This is a genomic window from Hoeflea prorocentri, assembly GCF_027944115.1.
GTDB lineage: Bacteria > Pseudomonadota > Alphaproteobacteria > Rhizobiales > Rhizobiaceae > Hoeflea_A > Hoeflea_A prorocentri.
The window spans coordinates 2126375-2150601 of sequence record NZ_JAPJZI010000001.1; the positions used below are offsets into that span (position 1 = coordinate 2126375).

Consider the following 24227-nt stretch of genomic DNA (forward strand, 5'->3'; position numbering starts at 1 on the left):
TTTTGCATTCCATGTCAATCATCTTGTATACAAGAATTCAGATCGAACGAGCCGCGAGAGCAAGCCGGGTATTCACCATGGATCAACAGATGGCAGACAGCGTACGCCAAAAGCTGGAAGAGTTGATCATCACGGGAGCCTTCGCCGACGGAGAGCGGCTCGACGAAATGCGTCTTGCACGCCGTTTCCGTGTTTCGCGTACGCCGTTGCGCGAAGCGTTCCGGATGCTCGCGGCCTCCGGCCTCCTGGAACTGGTGCCCCGCCGCGGCGCCTATGTACGCCATCCCACCATGGTGGGACTGGTGGAAATGTTCGAAGTCATGGCAGAGCTAGAAGCGTTGTGCGGCCGGCTCGCCGCGCGACGCATTTCCGATGAAGAGCTTGCCGCTTTGGAAAAGGCAGCAATTGCCTGTGAACAGGCGCTCGGCGAAGATGACGCCGATGCCTATTATCACGCCAATGAAACGCTTCACACGATCCTCTACGAAGCAAGCGGCAACGGGTTTCTGGCCACCGAAGCCCGCAAATTGCAGCGACGCCTGCAGCCCTTTCGCAGAATGCAGCTTCATGTGCGCGGGCGCATGAAACAGTCAATGGGCGAGCACCGCTCTATCATCGCCGCACTCGAAGCCGGCAATGCGGCTGAGGTGGAACGTTCACTTCGCAAGCACGTAGCCATACAGGGCGAGAAGTTCAACGATCTGGCGGCAAGCTACAGCCGGTCCGGATTGCAGCGTTTGAACTGACGCTGCCTGCTCAAATCTTTTCCAATGCACCTCGTCCCGCTTTCAGTGCCTGGCATGTGAATATCGCGGCTATTAAATTTTCAGCCGGCGTTATCCACGCTTGACCGCTCAATAATTTCTATATAACTAGAATATTAGTTTTATTAGATTCGCAGGACCGAGAGAAACCGACTGTGGCTATCATTTCGACCGACGAAACACACAAACCTTTGTTATTGCCCGGAAAGTTACTCTCTCCGTGGTCCGCGGTGGTCGCCGTTCCTCTCGCCGTTCTGATCTTGGATCAGCCAAATGCGATACCCGTCGTGGTATTCGCCCTGAGAGCTCTTGCAAACACGCTGCCCTACATCCTCATCGCCGTCATCATGATCGCCTGGCTGAAGGCGGCGAGTGCGGAAGCCTATGCAACGCGTGTTTTCGAGGGACGCGAAAACCGGATGATCGTCTTTGCTGCCCTGGTGGGCGGGCTTGCGCCTTTTTGTTCCTGCGAGGTTATTCCGTTCATCGCCGGCCTCCTGGCCTTTGGAGCTCCATTGTCGGCCATCATGGCCTTCTGGCTGTCCTCTCCGCTGGTCGATCCCCCTACCCTGATCATCACGGCAAGCGCCCTTGGATGGCCCTTCGCGATCGGCAAGGCTGCTGCTGCAGTGTTCATCGGGCTTGCCGGGGGCTTTGCCATCAAGGCAGCCCGTGCGACAGGCTTTTTTTCCAATCCGACACGGCCACGGGCGGGCAGCACTTGTTGCAGCGCGCCAAAGCCTGCAGAGCAAAGCCCGCGCTGGACGTTCTGGCACGAAGCGGAAAGGCGTGATGTCTTTCGCTCCGAGTTCATTGCCAATGGGGTCTTCCTCGTTAAATGGCTCGCATTTGCCTATGTGATGGAAGCGCTTCTGGTCACCTATGTGCCGGCTTCGCTAATCGCAGCATCTGTCGGCGGCGACGGCGTCGGCTCGATCATAACGGCGGCGGTCGTCGGCATGCCGGCCTATCTCAACGGCTACGTGGCGCCACCGCTTTTGGCCGGCTTGATGGATCAGGGTATGGGAGCCGGTGCCGCCATGGCCTTCATGGTCGCCGGGGCGGTCAGTTCAATTCCGGCGATGGCGGCTGTCTGGTCGCTGGTCAATCGCGGAGTTTTCGCAACCTATCTGGCGCTGGGCCTGTCCGGAGCCATTGTGTCGGGGATCATATTCCAGGCCATTCACTAGGCGACAAAACCCTTCCTAGAACCTCAGAAAATGAGCAAGCCTTGCACCGCTTTCATAATAGGCTGCTCTCAGCGCGGTCGCTGTCTCCGAATGCCTTTCGGATGGTGGAACAGGTAACTCATCCTCGTTGTCCGTTGCAATCGCGGCTGCCAGCCGGATCCCAAACAGAGTTCCCGGCGCAATGCCTCGTCCTGAATAACCGAAGACGGAATAGGCGCTTGGCCCAAGTCGCATGACTTTCGGCAGATGATCGGACGTCATCGCGATACGTCCATGCCATGCAAATTCAATCGGCAGGTCTGCCAGATGCGGAAACAACTGCAAAACCTTCGCCCTTGCCCAGTTGCGGTGGATCCGTTCGCCAATGCCGGCCAAGGATCCGACAGCGCCAACCAAAAGCCGTCCGGCTGCGTCCCGTCTGAATGATGACATGACCGGTGCTGTATCCCAGCATCCCTCAAGACCCGGCAAAATGGCGGCGGCACTGGCGTTTTTCATAGGGGCCGTTGCCACCTGAAAGTAGTGAACAGGCACAAAGGCCGGCTGAGCGACGCCATCGACGGCCTCATGATAGGCGTTGGTTGCGAGCAACATTGCGCGTGCCGAAACCGAACCACCATCGGTGTGCGCGATCCAGCGGTCGCCCTTGCGCCCGACGTTCTTTACAATCGTTTCGGTAAATATACGGGCGCCGGCCTGATTTGCTGCTCGCGCGAGCCCGTTGCAATAGGCCGATGGCTGGATGGTTCCGGCACGCCTGTCAAATAATGCCCCATGATACCTGGAGGTGCCGGTGCGGGCGGCGGTATCGAGAGGATTGAGAAGCCTGACAGGCGCGCCCCGCTCAATCAGTTGATCAAAACGGCGGCGCAGATCGGACATGCCAGCCCGCGAATGTGCGCAATGCAAGGTGCCTTTCCGCGTCGCCTCGCATTGGATGTCATGTTTATCAACAAGGGAGAAGACTGTTTCCGGCGCTGCGGCCAGCAGTGCATTCAACTTGGCCCCGACCTCCCGGCCAAGTTTCTTTTCAACCTTTTCCGGCGGGGTCCACAGGCCCGCATTGACCAGGCCGACATTTCGCCCGGAGCCGCCATGGGCAATGCGGTCGGCTTCGATCAGGCATACGTCGAGACCGCGCCCGGATGCCTCCAGCGCCGCCGCGCAGCCAGTGAAACCGCCTCCAATGATTACCAGATCCGCTGCAAGGCTCCCCTCGAGCCTCGACCCTGTGTATTTTTCAGCAGTCGTTACCTGCCAAAGACTGCTCTCCAAAATTTTAACACTCATAAAAATAAATCTTTAGTTGTGTCGACTACACCAGACTAACCGATAAAACCAAGCGTTTTCCGCCGCAATACCCATGACTCGGTACGAACTTCTTCCGCACCTTTCATCAGGATTGTGTTCGTTTGCCGGATCACGGAATGTAATTGAGTTCAAAATCGCACACCCTTTCCGGGCCTTTCGCTTTGCAAAATACTGTCATTTTAGGCAAGGGTCTGCGTTGAATGTCCGGCAAGGAGAGAGCCGTTGGATAATCTGGCGACCAGAACATACAATATCGATGACTTTCCGGCTGTCGCGATCGGCATCATCGTATTTTTCCTTGGCGCCTTTTTGACCCGCCGGGTGTCATTCCTGAAAAACTATAATATTCCCGAACCTGTCTCCGGTGGGCTTACCGCCGCACTCGTCACCTGGATTATCTTTTCCTGGTTCAATCTCGAAATCACCTTTGACCTGAGCACCCGGGATGAGCTGCTGGTCGTCTTTTTTGTCACCATCGGGCTTAATGCCCGGGTATCGGACCTGATTTCAGGCGGGCGGATATTGATTATCCTGCTTGCGGTCACTTTGCTTTTCATCGTCCTTCAAAATGCAATCGGACTCGTCGGGGCGACAGCATTTGATCTTCCCAGGCCAGCCGCGGTCCTGCTTGGTTCCGCATCACTGATCGGCGGACACGGCACCGCAATTGCCTGGGGGCCGACCATTCAGGAGATGACCGGTTTTGACGCTGCGGCTGAAATCGGAGTGGCGGCGGCGACGCTTGGTCTTGTCTGTGCCGCGCTAATTGGCGGACCGATTGCAAAGCACCTGATCGACCGCAACCAGTTGGAAGCCTCGGCATCCGCCGGACCGATTGTCGGCCTGCCTTACCGGACCGACAACAAAGAAGCCGGAGCAGTCAATCACATCAGCATCATGCGCTCGATCCTTGCCATCTATATCGCGATCATTATCGGTTATGGTGTCAATGAGGCGATCCTTTCAGCGGGGCTGAAACTACCGTTGTTCGTTTCCTGCCTGCTTGTTGCGATCGTCATGTCCAACACGATTCCGCTTGTTTTTCCCGACCTGCCCTGGCCGGCGCGCACCCGAGCCCTTGCCGTCATCTCCGACTATTCGCTGTCCGTCTTTCTCGCCATGTCACTGATGAGCCTGAAGCTTTGGTCGCTCGCCGGGCTCGGCGGCCCTTTGATCGGTGTGCTTGTACTTCAGGTTGCCGGAACAGCCGCGTTCATCGTTTTCATATTTTTCAAGATCATGGGTCGCGACTATACGGCAGCGGTGCTCAGTTCGGGCTTTGCAGGGTTTACGCTTGGGGCAACGCCGACAGCCATCGCCAATATGTCGTCAGTGACCAAACGATACGGCCCTGCCCCATTGGCCTTCATCATTCTTCCGATGGTTTCGGCCTTCTTCGTCGATCTTGCCAACGCTGTGATCATCCGTTTTTTCATCACACTCTAGCGCCGCCTTTCAAAACAGCAGCTTCAAAAGTTGACATAATACCTTTTGGTGTTATTTTAAATAGTACTAAAAGGTATTACATTGGAGGTCGCCATGCATTCCCGGTTTCAAACCAGAGCCCTGTCCAGCTTTATCGCATTGTCAGCTTGCACCATGCCTGCACTTGCAAGCGAGCCCATAACAAATGCACCACCAGATCAATTTGCCTGGGAGAGGACAGCTGAAGGGGTTGGATTTGCCGCGCTCGACGGCAACCGATTCGAAGAGGCTTATATGGCCATGGTTCGCTTGCCGGCAGGCCTCGTCAGCCCTGCGCACACCAAAAGCGCCACTATGTACGGCGTCGTTGTTTCTGGGGTGCTGGTACATACCGAGGCCGGTGTTGGCAAAAATGAAGAGACACGGCTCCCGCCGGGATCCTTCTACAAGATTCCCGCGGATTTACCGCATGTCAGCAAATGCGTCTCCAGCACGGACTGCGTGACGTTCCTTTATCAGGACGGACGTTTCGACTTCCTGCCGGTGCAGCCATGAACGGCGGCATACAGGGAGCATTTCGGGCGCTGGCCGACCCAACGCGGCGGGAGATCCTGATCAAGCTCAGCGAACGGGAGATGACCATTGCGGAAGTTGCCGAAAATTTCGCCATAACGCGAGGAGCGGTCAAAAAACACCTCACCATTTTGGAGGAAGGTCGTTTGATCAGTGTCCACACACACGGACGCGAACGGATCAATCGCCTGGAGGCGGACGCACTGCGCCCCGTTTCCGATTGGCTTTCCTACTTTGATCGCTTCTGGGGCAGCCGGATGCTCGATCTGAAAAGTGCCGTTGAAAAACATGAAAGGAATTCAGATGAGTAATGCCGAGATAATCAAAACGATTTTTCTTGCTGCTTCGCGAGAGACGGTTTGGGACTTCCTGACAAGGAGTGAGAAACTCGCCGAATGGTTTCACCCAGCAGAGCGTGATCTTGCAGAGGGCGAGGACTATGCCTTGATGGGGCAAACCGATGACGGCGCACCGGCCAGGCTTTGTTGGGGTACCGTCGTTGAAATGGACAAGCCGTCAAAAATGGTCTGGACTTTCACCATTCGTCCCCTTGATGGCGCAATGACCACCGTCACGTGGCTGCTCGACGACGTCGCGGATGGCACACGCCTTACCCTGCATCACACGGGCTTTACGGACATCGCAGCGCCATTTGAACTGATGAGGGCTCTCGATTCCGGATGGGACAAACACCTCTCTGATTTGCGCGCTGCAGACGCACTTTAGATTTCGGTAGGTATGCGGACCTCCTGACAATTACTGTCAGGAGGTTTTCGGTCGGCACTTGAACCTGACTCTGCACCGCGCAATTGCTATTTAATAATTCAGTTAAATAGTGGAGGAGCCGATGCACTGCATAACGATTACTTACAAATATTCAGGTCCGGAAGATGCCTGGCGGCATGCAATGCAGACCTTTATCTCCGCCATTGATAAAGACGCGGATATCGCCGGCAAATTCACCTACCAGGTCTCGGTTGCGGATGATGGAGAAACCCGCATTCACTGGGGCCGTTGGGATACGCAGGACACACTCAAGACCCTGCAGTCCCGCGACTATTTTGCCGCCTTTGCATCCAGGGTGCGCGTTTTCGCAGGCGGGCAGCCGCAAAACACCGGAGCCGACGTTCACTTCAAGACAGCAGGTTGGTGAAGCCCTAATTCGTTCCGGTCGACTTGAGTTTCATCCGTCGGTCAATCTGTATCTTCTGCTGAATGATGACCTTCTGGGTCCGGTCGATCAGTTCGAGATAATAGGCAGCCTCTTTCGAGCCGAACTGATCGCTCGCGATCTTCAAGTGTTTCTCCGCCTCGTCGAAACGCTGCGTCAGGAAATAGAGCTCTCCGAGATTGCTGTGAACCGCCCCTTCGGTATAGGTGTCTGTTCCCTCGGTCAGCTTCTCGGCCTGCAAGAGCAAACGCTCGGCACGCGGAAAATCACTGTTCTTCAGACTGGACCATCCGGCCGTGTTTATCAGCGTGAAATCGTCTATCTGCTGTTCCTCGCGAATCCGCAGGGCAGTATCGAACGCGTCCGCCGATTTCTCATAGTCGCCCAATTCATGATAGGTCAGACCGAGATTGAAATAGGCGCGATAATAATCAGGTTTGCGCTCGATGACCTTCAGCAGAAGCTGTTCCGACTTTTCCGGATCATATTTGTCCTTCTGATATGGAAGGCGCATCAGCCGCGCCTGCAACACTTGGCGTTCGAGCGCTTTAGGCACGTCCTGGCCAAATTTGTCCGGCGCAGCCGTGGCCGGCGAGCCGAAGAGAAACGCCGCTGACAGTGCAAGCCCGATAATACGCATATACATGGCGCTACCCCCCACTCAGGATGCGAATGTCTGCCACTGGAGGCGGCGCCAGCAACCTGTCCTCATCCGGTGCGGTTGTCGGGGCATTATTTCCCCCGCCAATCGGTCCGCGCGCGGCTTCGTTGATCACGGTTAGTTGAGCCTGGATCTTACGGATAACGGTCGCCACCCTTTCGGCGTTCAACTGTATCTCATCATCCTCACCGTAGACGCCGACATAGGGATTGTTGATGAGTGCATGGGTCTGACCTTTGTGGACAAGCAAAATGTCGCCATGTCCCTCGTCCCACTCCGGGTGAGTCATTGTGATGTGAAGCTCGACCTCCTTGGTGGACATGTGATTTTCAAGGGCCAGTGTCACCCATTGCAGCGGCCCGGCGCACACCATGAAAACAAGTGCGATCTTCAAAAAGAAACGGCTGAGATTGACAGCCGCTTCATTCGGATCAGGCTGGCTGACGATTTGCTTGACGTTCAGATAGCCAAGAACGACAAATACCATCGACAAGCCGAGAAAGCCAAAGCCGAGTATCGTCGCGGCATTATCAAATAAACCTTGTATTGCAGGATCCATGGCCGCCCTTTCCAGTCACCGATCTGGCCCATGCAGCACAGCCTGTGCGCACGGTTTTTTCGGGCGAATGCCGGGAATTTATTTTTTTTATATTATCTTCTTACTTGCCTGCTCTTAACCAGAACATATCCGCCCACTACACTCATCAGTATAGCAAACCTTCACAGAGAACATAGTGCTAGTTTTCAACCTGCCGTTCTTAGTGAGGCAGATCCTTCCTCGTGTGTCTGAGGTCGATCATCCCATGCAGGACTGACTCAGACCGCTTCCCCGTTCTGTTCAGGGGATTTGGCGGCGACGGGCAAGGCCGCCGCCGCATGGAAGACTTGTTATTTCGGCTGCGGGACAACTCGAAGATAGGGCTTCAGTGTCTTCCAGCCATCCGGATATTGCTTTTCCGCTTCTTCGTTTGAGACAGCCGGCACGATGATGACGTCTTCGCCATCCTCCCAGTTCACCGGTGTCGCAACCTTGTGTTTGGCGGTGAGCTGCATTGAATCGATGACCCGGAGGATTTCGTTAAAGTTCCGGCCGGTGCTCATCGGATAGGAGATCGTCAGCTTGATGGACTTGTCGGGTGCAATCACAAAAACCGTGCGCACGGTCTGATTGTCCACGGCGGTACGGCCTTCAGACGTTTCACCGGCGCCGGCAGGAAGCATGCCGTACGCCTTGGCAACCTTCAGGTCGGTATCGCCGATCATGGGATAGTCGGGCATGAAGCCTTGTGTTTCCTCGATATCGGCAGCCCATTCGGCGTGATTTTCAACCGGGTCAACACTGAGACCGATAATCTTGACGTTGCGCTTTTGGAACTCCGGATTGATGCGTGCCATGTAGCCGAGTTCCGTCGTGCAGACCGGCGTAAAATCCTTAGGGTGCGAAAACAATACGCCCCAGGAATCACCCAACCATTCGTGAAAACGAATTCTTCCCTTTGTCGTATCTGCTTCAAAATCAGGTGCGATATCGCCAATTCTCAGATTTGTCATAACTGACCTCCCTTGCTGGATAGGCGCGAAAACGGCCCGAAATGTCCGCTTCAATGTCTGCGCCGGCTGGCGGGAGTGAACACCAATGAGCATCGACAATCAATAGATTATGGAGCCGTGAAGGCCTTATTACGCGTAAGTGGCGGGAACACCCCGCCGTCCCGCACAGTTGGTTTTTGCTTGCGGAATATTTCCATTGGCGCGCACAATATCGGTCTCAACAAACCGAGGATGCGGACGATGAAAAGGAAAAGACTGCCGTTACCCAAACGATTTTCAGCGGCCCTTACTGACGACGCTTACGGCAGGCTGCGTCGGCTGAACGATCAATGGGCGCTCGGCAACAACTATCTCCTGGTCGTCCTTTTGGAAAATCTCGACCGGTTCGCCGATCCGCAAAAGCTTGATGCGGTCTTCCGGGAGTTCATTGATGAGTATGGCGCGCCATCGGCGCCAAAAGCCGGGGACTGACCGTTTTACTCGGCGGGTGCGACCGGAACAGGTGCACGCGCTACGTCCCGCTCACGCAGGCTCTGGCGGACAATCTGAAAGGCCGATGTCAGAAAAAGACCCGCCATGATCGCCGCAACGGCGAGATCCGGCCAGCCGGATTGTGTGCCCCAAACGCCCAATGCAGCAATCATCACTGCAATATTGCCGATCGCGTCATTGCGCGAGCACAACCATACGGAGCGCACATTCGCGTCCCCGTCCTTGTAACGCACGAGCAACAAAACACTGACAAGGTTTGCCGCAAGGGCAAGAAAGCCGATCACGCCCATCACATGAGCCTCCGGTACCTCAACAAAGAATACATGCCAGAGTGTCGAACCGAAGACCCAGAGCCCCATTAGAAGCAGACTGAAGCCCTTTGTCAGGGCGGCTGTGGTGCGAACGGCGATGGACGAACCGATGACGGCGAGTGAAATGCCATAGGTCATTGCGTCTCCAAGAAAATCGAGGGCATCAGCCTGCAGAGCTTTTGAACCCGCCATCTGACCCGCAACGATCTCGACCGCAAACATCGTGGCATTCAGGATGATCACGATCCAGAGCCGGCGTTTGTAATCATCGGACATTCCGTCAAAATTCTGGTTCTGTCCGCAGCAGGCACTCATAAATCCACCTCTTGTCGTCTAGCGGAACAGACTATAATCTCTCTAGTGACTATAGGTTCAAGAGGGTAATTGAATTTGTTCACGATAGGCCAGATCTCGCGGGAAACCGGCGTCAAGGTTCCGACAATCAGATACTACGAGCAGATGGGGCTGATCAGCGCACCGGAGCGCTCAGCCGGCAATCAAAGGCGGTATTCACGTAGTGAATTGCAGCGCCTCGGCTTCATCAGGCACGCTAGGGATCTCGGACTTTCAATCGACGCAATCCGCGATCTTATAAAGTTGAGCGCAGATCCGGATATGCCGTGTAGCGACGCAGACCGCATTGCAGGCGAACATCTAAAGGAAGTGCGCACACGGATCCGAAAACTCAGGCGCCTGGAAAAGGAACTCGCCCGCATTACCAGTTCCTGTAAATCTGGAACGGTCAAGGACTGCTATGTTCTACATTCGCTCCTGGACCATTCGTTGTGCGAGGGCGAACACTGAAGATCATTGCGGGCCGGAAGATTCCTCATCTCGAGGCAATGGATGGGCGCGCCGCCCGATTATACCTCGACAAGGAGCATGCCCGCGCTGGTCCGCTCCTGCGATATTTCGTTGCACTCAGCCCCGAGCTCATCATACGGATCGCTGTAATCGCGCAGAAACTCCAGAAAGGAGTCCCGCGACTTCCAGTAATCGCCGGTCCGATAGCGCGTCGGATCATCCGGGTCCCGGAACAGTTCAGTCCTTATAAATGCATCGGAACGGCTGTAGAGCTGCGCCCAACGGCCACTGGCGCCGTAGAAGGCTTCAAATTCCGCGGCCTTTTCAGGCGCAACCTTGTATTCCCAGAAGAAAGCGCAGGGTGCGCGATCCCAATCACGCTGCTTTTGTTGTGTCATACCAGGCCGCCCACCTAAGACTTCAATATCGCTAAGCATGTCTCCGTACGAATTAATTTAAACTTAACCGGCTATGCGATCAATCGCATGTTTATCCAGCAACAACCTGTCCATAAACGCTGGATGGCGGCCCCTTTCGAGGCCGCCATCCCAAGGGTCTTGGCAAAGACCGTTATATTGATCGCCGCAGGTCGCTCCGCCCATCAAAGCAACCTGCAGCTTAGGGACCGCCCACCCGGGTACGGCCTCGCTTCGCCCCTCATTAGTTTGTTACCGCTTCTTGAACAAAGCCGGCAGAACACACCGCAGCGGGCATGTTCCTTGCCAGCCTCATTACTCAAACTGGCCTGCGAACATCGAGCGTTGAGCCCCTGGCCACAGAATTCAGTCGCGGCGCCCCATCAGCTGCCTGCCCACACTCTGCATTACATGTCTCGATGCCCTGGCTCCTGACGAAGCGGCAACACTTGTCGGCGCCGTAATCGATCAATCATGGTTCGCAAACCGGCAATGCCAGCGAAATGTGCAAAGGCGCGTTTGAATTCCTTTGCCTGTCCCGACAACCGGGTCGCCCGGACGAACATCGCAGGCCAGCCATTCGACCCCGTGGATATTGCGATCCCTTCGAGACTCGGTACTGACGCCAACAAAAGTTAGATGCCGGCATTCAAACAATAAATTGCTCGACCGGCACAATATTCATGCGTAGTTTGCATGAATGGATATTGAAGCGCTGAAACTCTTCGTAGAAGTTGCGAAACGCAATAGCTTTGCCGCGGTCGCCCGCATCCACAATCAGGACCCGTCAACGATCTCACGGGCGGTGGCCAATCTGGAAACCGAGCTTGGCATACGCCTTTTCCAGCGCACAACACGAAGCATGACGCTGACGGAAGCCGGAGAAATCTATCTGAACCGGATGGAAGCGCTGATCGACTATATGGACAATGCGCGTGAAGAGGCACATTCCGTCAGCGCCCGTGCGACCGGAACGATACGCATCACCGCGACGCTGGCATTCGGACAAATCTGTCTCACGCCTCTCATCCCGAAGTTCAGGGAGATGTTTCCGGATCTGAAGTTCGAATTTCACCTGACAGACGATCAGATTGACCTGGTTGCAAACCGCATCGATCTTGCCGTTCGCCTCGGCTCGAAGATTGAGGGCGACGTCATCGCCACAAAACTCTTCGACGCCCGCTATATCGTCTGCGCCAGCCCGCACTATCTCCGCGACAGCCGCCCAATCGCGCACCCAAGCGACTTGACCGAGCACAAATGTCTGCTTTTTCGCGCGCCTGTGCACAACCAGAACTGGATGGCCCGCGACGCTGACGACAACACATTCGCGGTTCCCATCGACGGTGACATCTATATCTCCTCGCTGGTTGCCCTGCAGCAAGCCGCCTGCAACGGGCTGGGGCCGGCGTTGATGGCCGACTGGATGGTCCAGCGCGATCTCGATGAAGGCCGCCTCGTCAATATTCTTCCGGACTACGATTTCAGCGGTGGCCATACGCAGGCCGCGGCATGGCTGGTCTATCCCAGCCGGCGCTACCTGCCCTATAAAGTCCGCGCGATGGTCGACGTTCTCAAGCGACACTATGCGCACGGGCAGTGAAAGCCAGACAATGCCCGATGGACCGTGTCACGGGCATGGCAACATCTGGCGTCATAGAGCTGTGTGAACTGGGGCTATCGTGTTTGGGCGCGGTCATGGGACTGTCAGCGCAACAAAGAAGCTAGGCAATCAGGCTGTGTTCAACAATGATCGCGGCCTTGGCGGGAGTTTGGCAATGAACATATCACCAGGCAGCAACGATTTCGGTGAAGCCGTAGAGAGCGATCGCGCGCATGTTTGGCATCATCTGAGCCAGCACAAGCGCTACGAGACATCCGACCCCCTCGTCATTATCGAGGGCAAGGGCATGCGCGTGTGGGATGCCAATGGCAGAGAGTTCCTGGACGCGGTCTCGGGGGGCGTTTGGACGGTCAATGTCGGTTATGGACGTGAAAGCATTGCCGACGCGGTCCGCGAGCAGCTGGTCAAACTGAACTATTTCGCCAATTCAGCCGGCAATGTTCCGGGCGCTCTCTTCGCGCGCAGACTGATCGAAAAGATGCCGGGGATGAGCCGGGTCTATTTTTCGAACTCCGGCTCCGAGGCCAATGAAAAGGCCTACAAGATCGTGCGTCAGATCTCGCACAACAAACACGGTGGCAAGAAACACAAGATACTCTACCGCGAGCGCGACTATCACGGCACGACGATTACGGCACTGAGCTCCACCGGTCAGAACCAGCGCAAGGACCAGTACGGGCCGTTCACGCCGGGCTTCGTGGAAGTGCCGCACTGCATGGAGTACCGTTCCCAGTACGGACCTTGCGACGATTATGGGGTGCGCGCAGCAAAGGCGATCGAGGATGTGATCCTGCGCGAAGGTCCCGATACGATCGGCGCCATTGTGCTGGAACCCATTACAGCGGGCGGCGGGGTTATCACACCGCCGGACGGTTATTGGGAAACCGTTCAGGACATCTGCAGGAAATACGAGATCCTGCTCCACATCGACGAGGTTGTCTGCGGCCTCGGGCGTACCGGCACATGGTTCGGATACCAGCATTACGGCATCCAGCCGGACATCGTGACGATGGCAAAGGGCGTGGCGTCGGGCTATGCCGCCATTTCCTGCACGGTGACCACAGAGGACGTATTCAACCAGTTCAAGGCGGACCCGTCGGATCCCATGAGCTATTTCCGCGACATCTCAACCTTTGGCGGTTGTGCAGCCGGCCCTGCGGCGGCGCTTGAGAACATGCGCATCATCGAGGAAGAGAACCTTCTGGATAACGTCACCGCCATGGGTGAATACCTCCTGACACGGTTCAACGAGTTAAAGGACCGCCATGAGCTCATCGGCGATGTGCGCGGCAAGGGCCTGTTCTGCGGTATTGAGCTCGTGAAGGATCGCGAGACCCGTGAGCCGGTGCATGAAAGTATCACCCAGGCGGTTGTAGCTGACTGCATGGCCAACGGCGTCATCATCGGTGCGACGAACCGGAGCTTTGATGCTTACAACAATACGCTGTGCCTGAGCCCGGCCCTGATCAGCACACCGAAGGAGCTTGATGAGATTGTCGACGCAATCGACAACGCTCTGGAACGCGTTGCCGTCGACTGATCGTCCTCACAACACGATATTGAAAAGCCGCGGTTCTGCCGCGGCTTTTTTTGTTTGGCTCCCGAATGCGGCCCCGCAGCCATGTCAAATGCGGCGTATGAGGCTATAGTCCGCTGAAACTACGAGGGAATCGGATTGCCGATCAAATGGACACGACGACCATAGAAAACTGTACGCCATTTGTGCGTGTCGCTAGCATGAAACTGGCCATACCGTTTTACAGCAGTATCGGCTTCAAGGAGGACTGGCGCCGGCAGTTCGATTCCGCATTTCCTATTTTCTTGTCGGTGAGCCGCGACGGCGTTCGGCTCTTTCTTTCCGAACATGCCGGAGACGGCGTTCTTGGAACGCGACTGTTCCTCAACGTATCGGATGTCGACCATTTCCACGCCGAATGTGTCAGCAATGGCGTTTCAGTCGACGAAGCGCCCCAGGACATGGCCTTCGGCGTCCGGCAGATGAGCTTGCGTGACGTGGATGGGAACGTGCTGGTGTTTGCGACACCCCTGCCGCGCAGACTGTTTTAGCTCCGCATTATCAGAATATATGCGGCAGGTCGTGAAAGGCCGAATTCAGTGCCTTTGACCAGGCATCCGACAAACGCTCGAAATCCTTGTCGTCCGGTTCGATACGCCGGCGCTCTGTAATCTTCAGGGCGTCTGTTTCAATGATTGCAAGATCCAGCGGCATGCCGACTGAAAGATTGCTTCGCAGGGTGGAATCCATGGACACACAGGCGGCAAGCTTGGCCTTCTCCAGCGGTGTGTCCGGCGTAATCACGCGATCGAGGATCGGCTTACCGTATTTGTGCTCCCCGATCTGGAAGAACGGCGTGTCTCTGGTCGCCTCGATGAAGTTGCCAGCGGAGTAGACGAGAAACAGCCGGGTGGAGCCTCCCTTGCGCTGACCGGCAACCAGCACCGTTGCATCAAAGGACGCGCCCTGCGCTTCCATTCCTTCGCGGTGGCGCTCTTGTACGTCGCGCATCGTTTCCCCGACCATCTGGGCCACCCGGAACAGACTGTCCGCGTTGAGGATCGTTTCGCATTCGGGATCGATGGCGGCCATTTCGATGCGCTTTTCTAGCCGCGTAATGACCCCTTGGGTAATTGAGAGGTTTCCAGCGGTCATCAGCACCACGGCGCGCTCGTCGGGCACTTCCCAGGAATGCATCTTTCCGTACCGGGAAATATTGTCCAGACCGGCGTTGGTTCGTGTATCGGAGAGCAGCACCAGGCCGGCGTCCAACTTGATGGCAACACAATATGTCAACGGGTCTTCCTACTGCTGCTGGTTCTCGGAAACCGCGACATCAGCCGTCAATGTAATTTGCGATCCCCCAACGACATGACCTTTTATCGGAGTCGCATCATCCGCGTCCAGTCCGCATGCAATCCGTACATAATGATCGGTCGGCGAAATGCCGTTTGACGGATCAAGGCCCACCCAGCCGAAATTCCTGATATGGGCTTCCGCCCAGGCATGGGTCTCCAGAAGTTCATCTTCATCGTCAGCCGCCTTGAGATAACCGGTCACATAGCGGGCGGGCATCTCGAGCGAGCGGCAGGCCGCGATGAGAATATGGGCATGGTCCTGGCATACGCCGGCGCCGATTGCCATTGCTTCGGCCGCCGTGGTTTTGCTGTTGGTGGCCTCAGGCCGGTAGTCGACGGTCTCTCGGATCGCCGATGACAGGTCATGTACCGTCTTCAGCTCATCATCCTGGCGCGCTGCCTCGGCAAGCGCACGAATTGCATCGTCCGCCTGCGTCAACCGTGTCGATCGCATGAAGATGGCCGAAGGCGGTTTGCGTGGAAGATCGCGAATGATGCCGTTTTGGTCTTCGGTCACGATGACCCCTTCGGCAAGCACCTCAACGCTGGACACCTCCCCGTCGCTTTGCCACAGGCCGGTCTCGTCGCCGTAGCCGGTGATGTAAATCGGCTCGACCGGGTCGCCATTGACTGTCACCGACCAGTTTTCCACCAACTGCCCGTCATAGACAGACGGATAGAGTTTAAGCCGAAGGGAAACCCGCGCTGCCGCCGGTTCATAGGCATATTCGGATCTGTGACGTACGCTAAGCCGCATCAGCGTTCGCAGTCAGAAATGATAGGCATCCGACACCTCCTTGCTGATGCGCGCCGTCTTGGCGATCTGGTCGTTGATGAACTCGTGCAGCCCGTCGCTGAAAACCGCGTGAATATCGAGCCGGCTCAGCCGGTTCAGTTCGGCCCGGGCCGTGCGCTGGCAATTGTGAGCGCCGCCGTAGTTCTTTTCCAGCTTCGCAAGACAGCCGTCGATCTGGCCATAGCTGAAAGCGACCGAGCGGGGAAACGCCTGATTGAGCAGCAGGAAGTCGGCAATGTTCCAGGGAGCATAATCGCCGGCATAGTTGTGATGATAGGCGCGCAGGCCCGAGACGGCATGCAGCATCGACATCCACTGGTGATGGTCCCTGCCCCCGCCGACCACTTCGGTCTCCGGCAAAAGCAGGAAATATTTCACGTTCAGCAGGCGCAGTGTCATATCGGCGCGCTCGATATTGCTACCAAGGCGAAGGAAGAAATAGCCTTCCGTGCGCAGCATCGATGTCTCGACGGCGCCGCGAAAAATCGCCGCCTTGTTGCGCACCCATTCCAAAATCTGGACCAGCTGGCGGCGCGCGGTCTGCGTGTCCATCGATTCCAGATAACGCCAATCCTCGTTGAGACTTTCCCACATCTCCTGGGTGAGCGCGGTGCGCACGGCACGGCCGTTCTCCCGCGCCTTGGACAGGCAACCCTGTACGGCCGACGGACTTTCTGGATCGAGGATCAGCAGCGCAACGATATCGGCTTCCGTGATCGCCCGTTCTTCGGGAGGCGGCGTACCCGTGGCCTGCATCAAAGACGTCCATTCCGATTGCCCTTGCGTTCCGGGCAGCATGGCCATGCGCTGGCCCATTGAAATCATCCGCGCGGTCGCCTCGGCGCGCTCCATATAGCGGCCAAGCCAGAACAGACTTTCGGCGGCACGGCTCAACATGGCGTTATTCCCTCAAGACCCATGTGTCCTTGACCCCGCCACCCTGGCTTGAATTGACCACCAGCGATCCTTCCCTCAAGGCCACTCGCGTCAGGCCGCCGGGTACAAGCCTTATGTTCTTGCCGACAAGACAAAAGGGCCTGAAATCGACATGGCGACCGCAAAGATCACCCTCGTGCAATGTGGGTGCGGTCGATAGATCAAGCGTCGGCTGAGCGATGAACTCGGCCGGATCGGCGGCGATGCGCTTGCGGTACTCTTCGATCTCTTCTTTCGTGCTCTTCGGGCCGATCAGCATTCCGTAGCCGCCCGAACCGTGAACCTCCTTGACCACGAGTTCATGCAAGTTTTCCATCACATAGGAAAGCTCGTCTTTTTTGCTGCACTGATAGGTCTGGATGTTCTCAAGGATCGGTTCTTCGCCGAGGTAAAAGCGGATCATCTCCGGCACGTAAATATAGATCGCCTTGTCGTCGGCAACGCCGGCGCCGGGCGCAGAGCAGACATTCACATGTCCTGCCCTATAGGCATCAAAAAGCCCGGCCACTCCCAGCATGCTGTCGGGGCGGAATGTCAACGGATCGATGTAATCGTCATCAATACGCCGGTAGATCACGTCGACGCGCTGCGGACCGCGTGTCGTGCGCATCCAGACCTTGGCCTCGTCGACAAAAAGGTCTTGCGGCTCGACCAGTTCAATCCCCATCAGGTCTGCAAGGAAGGAATGTTCGTAATAAGCCGAGTTGAGCGAACCCGGCGTCAGCAGCACGACGGTTGGCTCGCCGTCACAGGAGGCCGGGGCAACCTCCTTGAGCGTGCGCAGCAACTCGTCCGGATAATGATCCACCGGCTTGACCGGGCCGCCACTGAAGATATCTGGGAACATGCGAGCCATGATTTCCCGGTTCTCCAGCATATAGCTGACACCGGACGGTGTCCGGCAATTGTCCTCAAGAACCTGGAAACTTCCCTCGCCGGTACGCACGATGTCAATGCCGACAATGTGGCTGTAAACGCGGCCCGGCGGCGCAAAGCCCACCATCTCAGGCAGGTAGGCCGTATTGCGATAAACCAGTTCTGCAGGGATGACACCGGCCTTGATGATCTCGCCGCGGTGGTAGATGTCATACAAAAAAGCGTTGAGCGCACGCGCGCGCTGACGGATACCACGGTCGAGCTGATCCCATTCGGAAGCCGCAAAGGCGCGGGGTATCAGATCGAACGGTATCAGCCGCTCGGGATCGCCGCCCTCGCCATAGACAGCAAATGTGATGCCGATTTTCCGGAAGATCGCTTCCGCCTCGTCACGGCGGCGGCCAAGGAGCTGCGTGCCTGTTTCTTCAATCCAGTCGGCGATGCGCCTGTATGGCGCACGCACACCGCCCGGTTCTTCCATCTCGTTAAACGGCACGCTCAGCCTTCTTGCTGTTTCCCCTCGCACTTTAGTGCTTAAAAGCGAGCCTAGCAAAAGTCTTCGCGATCAGGAAGACGCCAAGATGATTGAAAAATGCTTCACGTTCTCCCCGCCCCCGGGGAACAGAGCGGGCGCCCGGAGATGTTTCCGCGCGGGCTGCTAAACCAGCGCGCCCGATACGCGCCACTCGACGCCCGGCTTGTGATGGAAGAAGCCGTTGGAAAAGGGCACATCGGGTCCGCAGTCCTGCAATAGCCCATTTGCCTCTTCAGCGGTGATCTCATCATCAAGGACCGCGCGAAAGACCTTTGCGGCATGCATGGTCCCGGCACTATGCGGCGAAAGGCGGAAATGGCTGATGCCCAGTTCCATCAGTTCAGCGAGTTCGCAAACTAGATTGAGGCGGGTGTAGGACATGGTCTGGATGCCGTTGACCGTCAGGAAGGGCTGGCCGTCAAGGGTATTCAGTTCCATTCCGTCCGGATCAAGGTCGCAGATGAACTTGCAGCTGTCCTTGGTCCGACCGTGGGCGCGGGCGTGATAGCAGCGCGCCGAAAGGGCAAGCGGTATCCTGCCGAAGACTTGTGTTTCCAAGGTAACGCCGCGTTCCTGCGCGCGTGCCGTGAGCGCCGCGATACCCTCTTTCGGAAGCTCGGGCGACAGGCAGATATGGGTGGCGCCCTCGTCGGCAAGAGCGTCGAGGCTGTCTTCATTGTAGACATTCACGAAGGGTCCAATGACATGGGGTTTTCCCGAAAGGTGCCACAGGGCGGAGATGTCATTGACTTCGATCGCCGCATCGTTGTCTGTCGTTACGGCCTTGACCAGGCGCCTGTCGATCGCGCTGGAGACCTCCGCCAGGCTTGAAAAGTACACCTGTTTGCCGCCCGTTTTCAGCCGATCGACAACTGCATCGACATATTTATCGAATAACGGCGCCCGCTTCGAACAGACAACCTCACCGACATAGACCCTAGAGACGGGCGCCTCATCGGCGATCTCGAAATAAAAATCCCGCCACACTTCCGGCTGCCAGTTGAACAGAACCGGCCCGAGCGTCAGTTCACCTTGCATTGTCATCTCCAGGTTTTCGAGCGGAATGCGCCCTGTGTTTCGCGCTGGCCTTCGGTCAACGCGAGCAGATGGCTGACATCCGGTGTGCGGCCTGCGGCATAATCGTCAACCGCTCCCCGGAACGCCGATACGACAGAACGCACATAGGCGCGCGAGCGCTGCCGGCCCTCGATCTTCAAGGCCGTCACGCCGACCTGGACCAGATCGGCCAGGAGATGCGTCAGGTTCAGGCTGACAGGCTCCTCAAAGGCATAATAATGCTCGCGGTGTGGGGCACTGTAACGCCCTTTGCAGATGGTCGGATAACCGGCATGTTCACCCTGGGCGAAACGATCAATTGTCACATCGCGCAGGCTTGATGTGAGATTGCCTTGCCTGTCTTCTTCATAGTGGACGTCGCCCGCAGGCGAGCACACGCCGTCCAGATTGGTGGAACAACCGGTGACATAGTTCGTCAGGGCGCAGCGCCCCTCTGCCATCATGCCGATATTGCCGAAGACGAATGCCTCGATCTCGCAAGGTATCGCATCGTGTATCTGCTTGATTTCAGCGACGGTGAGGATACGCGGCAGGACGACCCGCTTGACATCGAACCGGTCACACCAGAACCGGATGGCTTCAGCCGACGATGCGCCGGCCTGAACCGACAGATGAATACGCTGCTGTGGATGGCGGGTACTGAGATAACGGGCCATGCCGATATCGGCGATGATAATGGCGTCCACGCCGCAAGCGACCGCTGCATCGACCGCCTCCTTCCATACATGGGTGCGGCCCGCCGTCGGAAAGGAATTGATCGCAGCAAGCACCTTGGCATCGCGCTCATGGGCGTAGTCCACGGCCTTCGCCATCTGTTCCGGCGTGAAATTGAGACCGGGGAAGTTGCGCGCATTGGTCGGCCCCTGGAAGCCGCAATAGACGGCATCAGCGCCCGCATCGACCGCCGTCCGAAGCCCGGCCGGCGTGCCGGCGGGACAAACGAGTTCCGGTGGCTGGATTGAGCTCATTTTCCATTCCTTCCGCTCACTGCATCAAGAACAACCCGGACTGGACGGGCAAGCGGACCGAAGCAGGACACCACATCTTCGGCCAGTGTGGTGTCGAGATCGTCCAGCGCGTTGCGAAGCGCTACCGAAGCTTCCGTGTCGCCTGAGATCGTCAGTTCACGGCTGAAAAACAGCGCATCGCTGTCCGTCTGACCGTCGATCATACGCAACAGCGTCGGAAACGAGCCGGAGATGCGGACATCACTGGGCGGCAACCGATGCCTGTTGAAGGCCTGAAGGCGCGGCGCAGTCCCATCCGGTTGCAAGAGCAGAACCAGCGGCAGGCCGCGTGGATCTATCAGGAAACGTTTCTTCTGGCTGTCGCCAAGCCGCTCAAAAAGATCCGGATGCTTGCGCGCGACAGTCGTTACGATATGGCGAAGCAAGGGCTGGAGGACAAAGAGCGGCAAAGGGAGGAATAGTCCCTGTGCGGGTGGACCGGATCCATGCATTCGAACCGGATTTTTGCCGGGACCGGCCGATTCTCGATTGTAGGTCATGGACCGGTTTTAGGGACGCTCTGCGACGGCAGACTTGATTTATGTCAAGCGGTAACAAATTTGCTCCGGCTTGCAGGCAGCTCCGACCCAATGTGCCCGAGGACTAAAGGTCGACCCTGATTTTTCCACCGGCTTCAGCGGCTCTGGAGCAGCACAGGATGACGCGGTCCTTACGCTCTTTTGCCGACAAGACGTGGTCCCGGTGCTCCACCTGGCCATCAACAAGCGTGGCAGCGCAAACACCGCACAACCCGTCTGTACATTTGACGTCGACATGGATCCCGGCGTCGTTCAATGCGTCTGCCGCCGTCTGGTCCGCTGTTACAACCAACTCGCGCCCGGAACGCGCCAGTTCCACGGTGAAGTCGTGATTGACGTAATCTGGCGTTTCCGGGACGGAGAAGTACTCCTTCAAAAGCGCCTCCTCCGGCCAGCCCTTGGCGGCGGCCACATCGAAGACCCCATCCATGTAGCGATCGGCTCCGCAGGTATAGAGCCTGAAACCGTCCCGGAATTGCGGCACAAGTTCACTTAGCCTGGCACGCCGTCCCTCGCCTGAAAAATGAAAAAAGACGCGCTCCGACCAGGGCATTGATTTCAACTCATCTGCGAAACCGCACTGCTCCGCGGACTTTGCGCTGTAGTGCAGAATAAACTCCTTGCCGAGCGCATGCAGCCGGTGGGCCATGGTCATCAGCGGAGTTACGCCAATTCCCCCGGCCATCAAGAGGGAAAACTGCGCTGTCTCGTCCAGAGGGAAGTGGTTGCGCGGCTTGGAGATAAAGATCCGCCTGCCCTCCTTGAAGACACGGTGCATCAGCAGCGAGCCGCCCCGCCCTTTTTCCTCCCGTTGGACGCCCAGGACATACTTATCTGCATCGGCGGGATCGCCAGCGAGCGAATATTGCCGCTGATATTCGGGCGCGATGACCACATCGACATGGGCACCGGCCTCCACTTTCGGCAGAGGCTTGCCGTCGGCACGCTCGAGTTCAAAGCGCACGATGTCCGGCGCGGGGTCCGTGCGCCTGGAGACGACAACAGGAAAGACCTCCGGGTCGGCGGAGGGCGGCTGCGCCTTTGGCGCAAGGCCCTCAGTCTCGCCTTTCGACAGTTTTTCGCGATAGGCTTCAGGTGTCAGCAAGGAGCGGTAGCGTTCGATACCGGTTTCCCGATCAAGCGGATGCGTCACGGGATAAGGCGGCGGCATCATGTCCGCCGGGTAGACCGCAAGGGTCTGATCGGCATAGTGAAGCTTCAGGTCCTTTGACAAACCGCGTTCGTTGACGGCCGCGGCAGGCACATAGCGGCCGGCTTCAACATTCAGTTCTATATCCCACCACCACTTTTTGACCGGATTGATTTCACCTCTGCCAAGCCGGTCATCGAGGGCTGCCAGTGTCTTGGCACTCGCCGGTGCATTGATCGCAAGCCAGCGGAAGGCTTCGTCGGCAAACAACCCCTCCAGGTTCCAGGGGCAGGTTTTCATGCAGCGTCCGCACATGCCGCCGGCTGCATTGGTGATACGGTAACGGGCGCATTTTTCCGCATCGGACTTCCAGATCTCATAGCCGTTATACATCAGCTTCGGACCCGCGGTGATTGCCCCGGACGGGCATTCACGGGCACATTTGTTGCATGAGTTGCAGAAGTGCTGGAGACCGAAATCGATTGGCTTGTCATGCACCATCGGCATCGAGGTGGTGACGACCCCGGATTTCAGGCGCGGCCCCAAAAACGGGTTGAGGATGACTTCGCCGATCCGGCTCACCTCGCCAAGCCCGGACAGCAACAGCAAGGGTGGCTGCAGAACGTCGCCATCCAGCACCGAGTGCACCCTTGCGGAATAGCCAAGCCGCCTGACCTGCTCGCCGATCACGCCGCCGAGAAGCGAAAACCGCAAATAGGCGCGCATGGACTGGGCAACGGAAATCCAGTCGTCTCCACTGGCGCCTTCCATTGTGTCGAAGCCCTGGTCGAGAAGCAGCGAAACACCATTGTCGTGATAGGGCTCAATCGGGTTGCCGCCGGCATCATGGGAATAATAGGCCCAGTCGGGTACGCGGCTCAAACCAACCGCATCCGCTGACAGATAGTAGGACGCCGCCTTGAGATTGTCGGCATTGCGTTGCGGATCGTGCGTGTCCGGAGAAACCGGCCCGCGTGCCTCCCCGAACTGCAAAAGAAGAAGGGCGCCCAGGGCCCGGCGCGCGCAGGCGCCAATTGGGCTCTTCATCACATACATTCCGCCTTTCGCACCCTCCTGGACCTTGCGGCCGATGTCGCCGAAAAGCGCACGAGCGAAGAAATCTGCTCTTTTGGGAAAGCGCGGAACGCGCTCCTCATCGATAAAGGTGGTGGGTTTGTCGGTCCGCTTGATTGTCTCAAAAGGATGCGGCCCCATGCGAAAGTCACGGTCCTTGTAGGGTGTTGCCGTACCTGCCCGGCGCTGTGTTCCGCGGCCCATCCACCAGTCAGGACCGTGGGAGCGCCAGCCGGCTCGCCCGGCATCGGCCCCAAGGGGCAGGTCCTCATCCAGATCGAGGGTTGTCGTAACAGCGGCCAGACCGAAGCGGGAGCCCACAAACGGATTGATCAGCGCTGCGGTCTCGCCTGCACCTTGAACCGCACACAGGCCGGATGAGACGGCAAGCCGGCCAAGATCGACATCACTTGTCGTTGCCGTGTGCGCGCGCGCCTCATGTCCCAGCATCCGGATATAATTTGCGATCACAACCGCCACGTTGGAGGTCAAGAGCGCGGCGCGTTCGGCCTGCGTATCAACAAACCATTCGGTGCCCGCCTCGTCCGGCTTCGGATCGCGCGTGTATTCGACAAGAAACATCAGGGCGTGGGTGTGATGGGCGACCGGTCCCAGCTCCTCGCGTGCCGATTCCAGAACATCCGCGTAAATCGCATCCACTCCGGAGGCAAAACTCTTCGGCTGCCCTGCTTCCAGTTCTTCCTTCAGGTCGGCGACCATCGGATTGCGGATCGGTTCGGCGAGAAAATGCGCGGGCCCAAGCTTTGCAATGCCGACCATCGACGCGTCAAAATAATAGGCCGCAGCCTTCATGTGATCCGCACGCTCGCGCGGATCGGTCGGGATTTCCGCCGTTTTATGGACAATCCTGCCGTCACGCACGGTATCGAGCATGCCCTGAAACCTGGCCATTGCGTGGGCGAGCGAAGCGGATGGATGGCGCGAAAAATCCAACGGCCGCATGGACGGGACCGCAGACAAATCGGGCTGCGTCTCATTCCGTCTCAGCTTTTCAAGTGGAAACGGGCCAAGATGGAACGGACGGTGCTTTGCCGAAAAGAAGTTCACAC

26 protein-coding genes are annotated in these 24227 nt (G+C 57.3%); 12 read left to right on the plus strand and 14 right to left on the minus strand.

The window, feature by feature from the left end; all coding sequences use genetic code 11:
* The first annotated feature begins 89 nt into the window (after nt 1–89).
* Entirely contained in the window at nt 90–746 is a 657-nt protein-coding gene (locus tag OQ273_RS10030) for a GntR family transcriptional regulator (protein WP_267990339.1), read from the plus strand.
* 278 nt (nt 747–1024) lie between these two features.
* Nucleotides 1025–1954: a permease gene (locus OQ273_RS10035; RefSeq protein WP_267990340.1), complete on the plus strand. Its 930-nt coding sequence runs from the start codon at nt 1025–1027 to the stop codon at nt 1952–1954.
* Nucleotides 1955–1969: 15 nt separating this feature from the next.
* Here the strand turns inward: OQ273_RS10035 and OQ273_RS10040 are convergent, their stop codons facing one another.
* A complete protein-coding gene (locus OQ273_RS10040) occupies nt 1970–3244 on the minus strand; it encodes an NAD(P)/FAD-dependent oxidoreductase (RefSeq protein ID WP_267990341.1) in 1275 nt (424 codons plus the stop codon).
* 243 nt (nt 3245–3487) lie between these two features.
* Between OQ273_RS10040 and gltS the strand changes: the two genes are divergently transcribed.
* From gltS to OQ273_RS10065, 5 genes are all read left to right on the plus strand, one after another.
* Nucleotides 3488–4711, plus strand: a complete 1224-nt coding sequence (gltS, locus tag OQ273_RS10045; RefSeq protein ID WP_267990342.1) for a sodium/glutamate symporter — start codon at nt 3488–3490, stop codon at nt 4709–4711.
* Nucleotides 4712–4804: 93 nt separating this feature from the next.
* Nucleotides 4805–5245 carry a cupin domain-containing protein gene (locus OQ273_RS10050; protein ID WP_267990344.1) on the plus strand — a complete coding sequence of 147 codons (441 nt, stop codon included), beginning with the start codon at nt 4805–4807 and terminating at the stop codon, nt 5243–5245.
* Nucleotides 5242–5574 (plus strand): ArsR/SmtB family transcription factor, encoded by a 333-nt coding sequence (locus tag OQ273_RS10055; protein ID WP_267990346.1) that lies wholly within the window; start codon nt 5242–5244, stop codon nt 5572–5574. The genes OQ273_RS10050 and OQ273_RS10055 overlap by 4 nt, the downstream gene beginning before the upstream one ends.
* Nucleotides 5567–5989, plus strand: a complete 423-nt coding sequence (locus OQ273_RS10060; RefSeq protein WP_267990348.1) for an SRPBCC family protein — start codon at nt 5567–5569, stop codon at nt 5987–5989. The genes OQ273_RS10055 and OQ273_RS10060 overlap by 8 nt, the downstream gene beginning before the upstream one ends.
* A 121-nt stretch (nt 5990–6110) precedes the next feature.
* Nucleotides 6111–6416 carry a hypothetical protein gene (locus OQ273_RS10065; protein ID WP_267990350.1) on the plus strand — a complete coding sequence of 102 codons (306 nt, stop codon included), beginning with the start codon at nt 6111–6113 and terminating at the stop codon, nt 6414–6416.
* 4 nt (nt 6417–6420) lie between these two features.
* On the opposite strand, the gene OQ273_RS10070 is transcribed toward OQ273_RS10065, so the two are convergent.
* The 3 genes from OQ273_RS10070 to OQ273_RS10080 all read right to left on the minus strand — a co-directional run bounded on the left by OQ273_RS10070 (nt 6421) and on the right by OQ273_RS10080 (nt 8646).
* The gene (locus OQ273_RS10070) at nt 6421–7080 is read right to left on the minus strand and encodes a tetratricopeptide repeat protein (protein WP_267990351.1); all 660 of its coding nucleotides are present in this window, start codon (nt 7078–7080) and stop codon (nt 6421–6423) included.
* 4 nt (nt 7081–7084) lie between these two features.
* A complete protein-coding gene (locus tag OQ273_RS10075) occupies nt 7085–7654 on the minus strand; it encodes a hypothetical protein (protein ID WP_267990352.1) in 570 nt (189 codons plus the stop codon).
* Nucleotides 7655–7983: 329 nt separating this feature from the next.
* Nucleotides 7984–8646: a peroxiredoxin gene (locus tag OQ273_RS10080; protein ID WP_267990353.1), complete on the minus strand. Its 663-nt coding sequence runs from the start codon at nt 8644–8646 to the stop codon at nt 7984–7986.
* A gap of 240 nt (nt 8647–8886) precedes the next feature.
* Between OQ273_RS10080 and OQ273_RS10085 the strand changes: the two genes are divergently transcribed.
* Nucleotides 8887–9117 carry a hypothetical protein gene (locus OQ273_RS10085; protein WP_267990354.1) on the plus strand — a complete coding sequence of 77 codons (231 nt, stop codon included), beginning with the start codon at nt 8887–8889 and terminating at the stop codon, nt 9115–9117.
* Nucleotides 9118–9122: 5 nt separating this feature from the next.
* Here the strand turns inward: OQ273_RS10085 and OQ273_RS10090 are convergent, their stop codons facing one another.
* Complete coding sequence (locus OQ273_RS10090; RefSeq protein WP_267990356.1) at nt 9123–9764, minus strand: cation efflux transmembrane domain-containing protein; 642 nt, start codon at nt 9762–9764, stop codon at nt 9123–9125.
* A 75-nt stretch (nt 9765–9839) separates the two neighbouring features.
* Between OQ273_RS10090 and OQ273_RS10095 the strand changes: the two genes are divergently transcribed.
* Nucleotides 9840–10253: a MerR family transcriptional regulator gene (locus OQ273_RS10095; protein ID WP_267993071.1), complete on the plus strand. Its 414-nt coding sequence runs from the start codon at nt 9840–9842 to the stop codon at nt 10251–10253.
* A 59-nt stretch (nt 10254–10312) separates the two neighbouring features.
* Here OQ273_RS10095 and OQ273_RS10100 read toward each other — a convergent pair whose 3' ends face one another.
* Complete coding sequence (locus OQ273_RS10100) at nt 10313–10651, minus strand: antibiotic biosynthesis monooxygenase family protein (protein WP_267990358.1); 339 nt, start codon at nt 10649–10651, stop codon at nt 10313–10315.
* Between the two features lie 718 nt (nt 10652–11369).
* Here OQ273_RS10100 and OQ273_RS10105 point away from each other — a divergent pair.
* From OQ273_RS10105 to OQ273_RS10115, 3 genes are all read left to right on the plus strand, one after another.
* A complete protein-coding gene (locus OQ273_RS10105; protein WP_267990359.1) occupies nt 11370–12272 on the plus strand; it encodes a LysR family transcriptional regulator in 903 nt (300 codons plus the stop codon).
* 175 nt (nt 12273–12447) lie between these two features.
* On the plus strand, nt 12448–13833 hold the full coding sequence (locus OQ273_RS10110; RefSeq protein ID WP_267990360.1) for an aminotransferase family protein: 1386 nt from the start codon (nt 12448–12450) through the stop codon (nt 13831–13833).
* A 146-nt stretch (nt 13834–13979) separates the two neighbouring features.
* On the plus strand, nt 13980–14360 hold the full coding sequence (locus OQ273_RS10115) for a glyoxalase superfamily protein (RefSeq protein ID WP_267990361.1): 381 nt from the start codon (nt 13980–13982) through the stop codon (nt 14358–14360).
* A gap of 10 nt (nt 14361–14370) precedes the next feature.
* On the opposite strand, the gene OQ273_RS10120 is transcribed toward OQ273_RS10115, so the two are convergent.
* The 8 genes from OQ273_RS10120 to OQ273_RS10155 all read right to left on the minus strand — a co-directional run bounded on the left by OQ273_RS10120 (nt 14371) and on the right by OQ273_RS10155 (nt 24225).
* Nucleotides 14371–15105, minus strand: coding sequence for a proteasome-type protease (locus OQ273_RS10120; RefSeq protein ID WP_267990362.1), 735 nt, complete (start codon nt 15103–15105; stop codon nt 14371–14373).
* Between the two features lie 9 nt (nt 15106–15114).
* Entirely contained in the window at nt 15115–15924 is an 810-nt protein-coding gene (locus OQ273_RS10125; RefSeq protein ID WP_267990364.1) for a transglutaminase family protein, read from the minus strand.
* 12 nt (nt 15925–15936) lie between these two features.
* The gene (locus tag OQ273_RS10130) at nt 15937–16860 is read right to left on the minus strand and encodes an alpha-E domain-containing protein (protein WP_267990366.1); all 924 of its coding nucleotides are present in this window, start codon (nt 16858–16860) and stop codon (nt 15937–15939) included.
* 4 nt (nt 16861–16864) lie between these two features.
* Nucleotides 16865–18277, minus strand: a complete 1413-nt coding sequence (locus OQ273_RS10135) for a circularly permuted type 2 ATP-grasp protein (RefSeq protein WP_267993072.1) — start codon at nt 18275–18277, stop codon at nt 16865–16867.
* Between the two features lie 156 nt (nt 18278–18433).
* A complete protein-coding gene (ubiV, locus tag OQ273_RS10140) occupies nt 18434–19348 on the minus strand; it encodes a ubiquinone anaerobic biosynthesis protein UbiV (RefSeq protein ID WP_267990368.1) in 915 nt (304 codons plus the stop codon).
* A 2-nt stretch (nt 19349–19350) separates the two neighbouring features.
* On the minus strand, nt 19351–20355 hold the full coding sequence (ubiU, locus tag OQ273_RS10145; RefSeq protein ID WP_267990370.1) for a ubiquinone anaerobic biosynthesis protein UbiU: 1005 nt from the start codon (nt 20353–20355) through the stop codon (nt 19351–19353).
* A complete protein-coding gene (gene ubiT / locus OQ273_RS10150) occupies nt 20352–20804 on the minus strand; it encodes a ubiquinone anaerobic biosynthesis accessory factor UbiT (protein WP_267990371.1) in 453 nt (150 codons plus the stop codon). The genes ubiU and ubiT overlap by 4 nt, the downstream gene beginning before the upstream one ends.
* A 193-nt stretch (nt 20805–20997) precedes the next feature.
* Nucleotides 20998–24225 carry a 2Fe-2S iron-sulfur cluster-binding protein gene (locus OQ273_RS10155; protein WP_267990372.1) on the minus strand — a complete coding sequence of 1076 codons (3228 nt, stop codon included), beginning with the start codon at nt 24223–24225 and terminating at the stop codon, nt 20998–21000.
* Between the last annotated feature and the right edge of the window lie 2 nt (nt 24226–24227).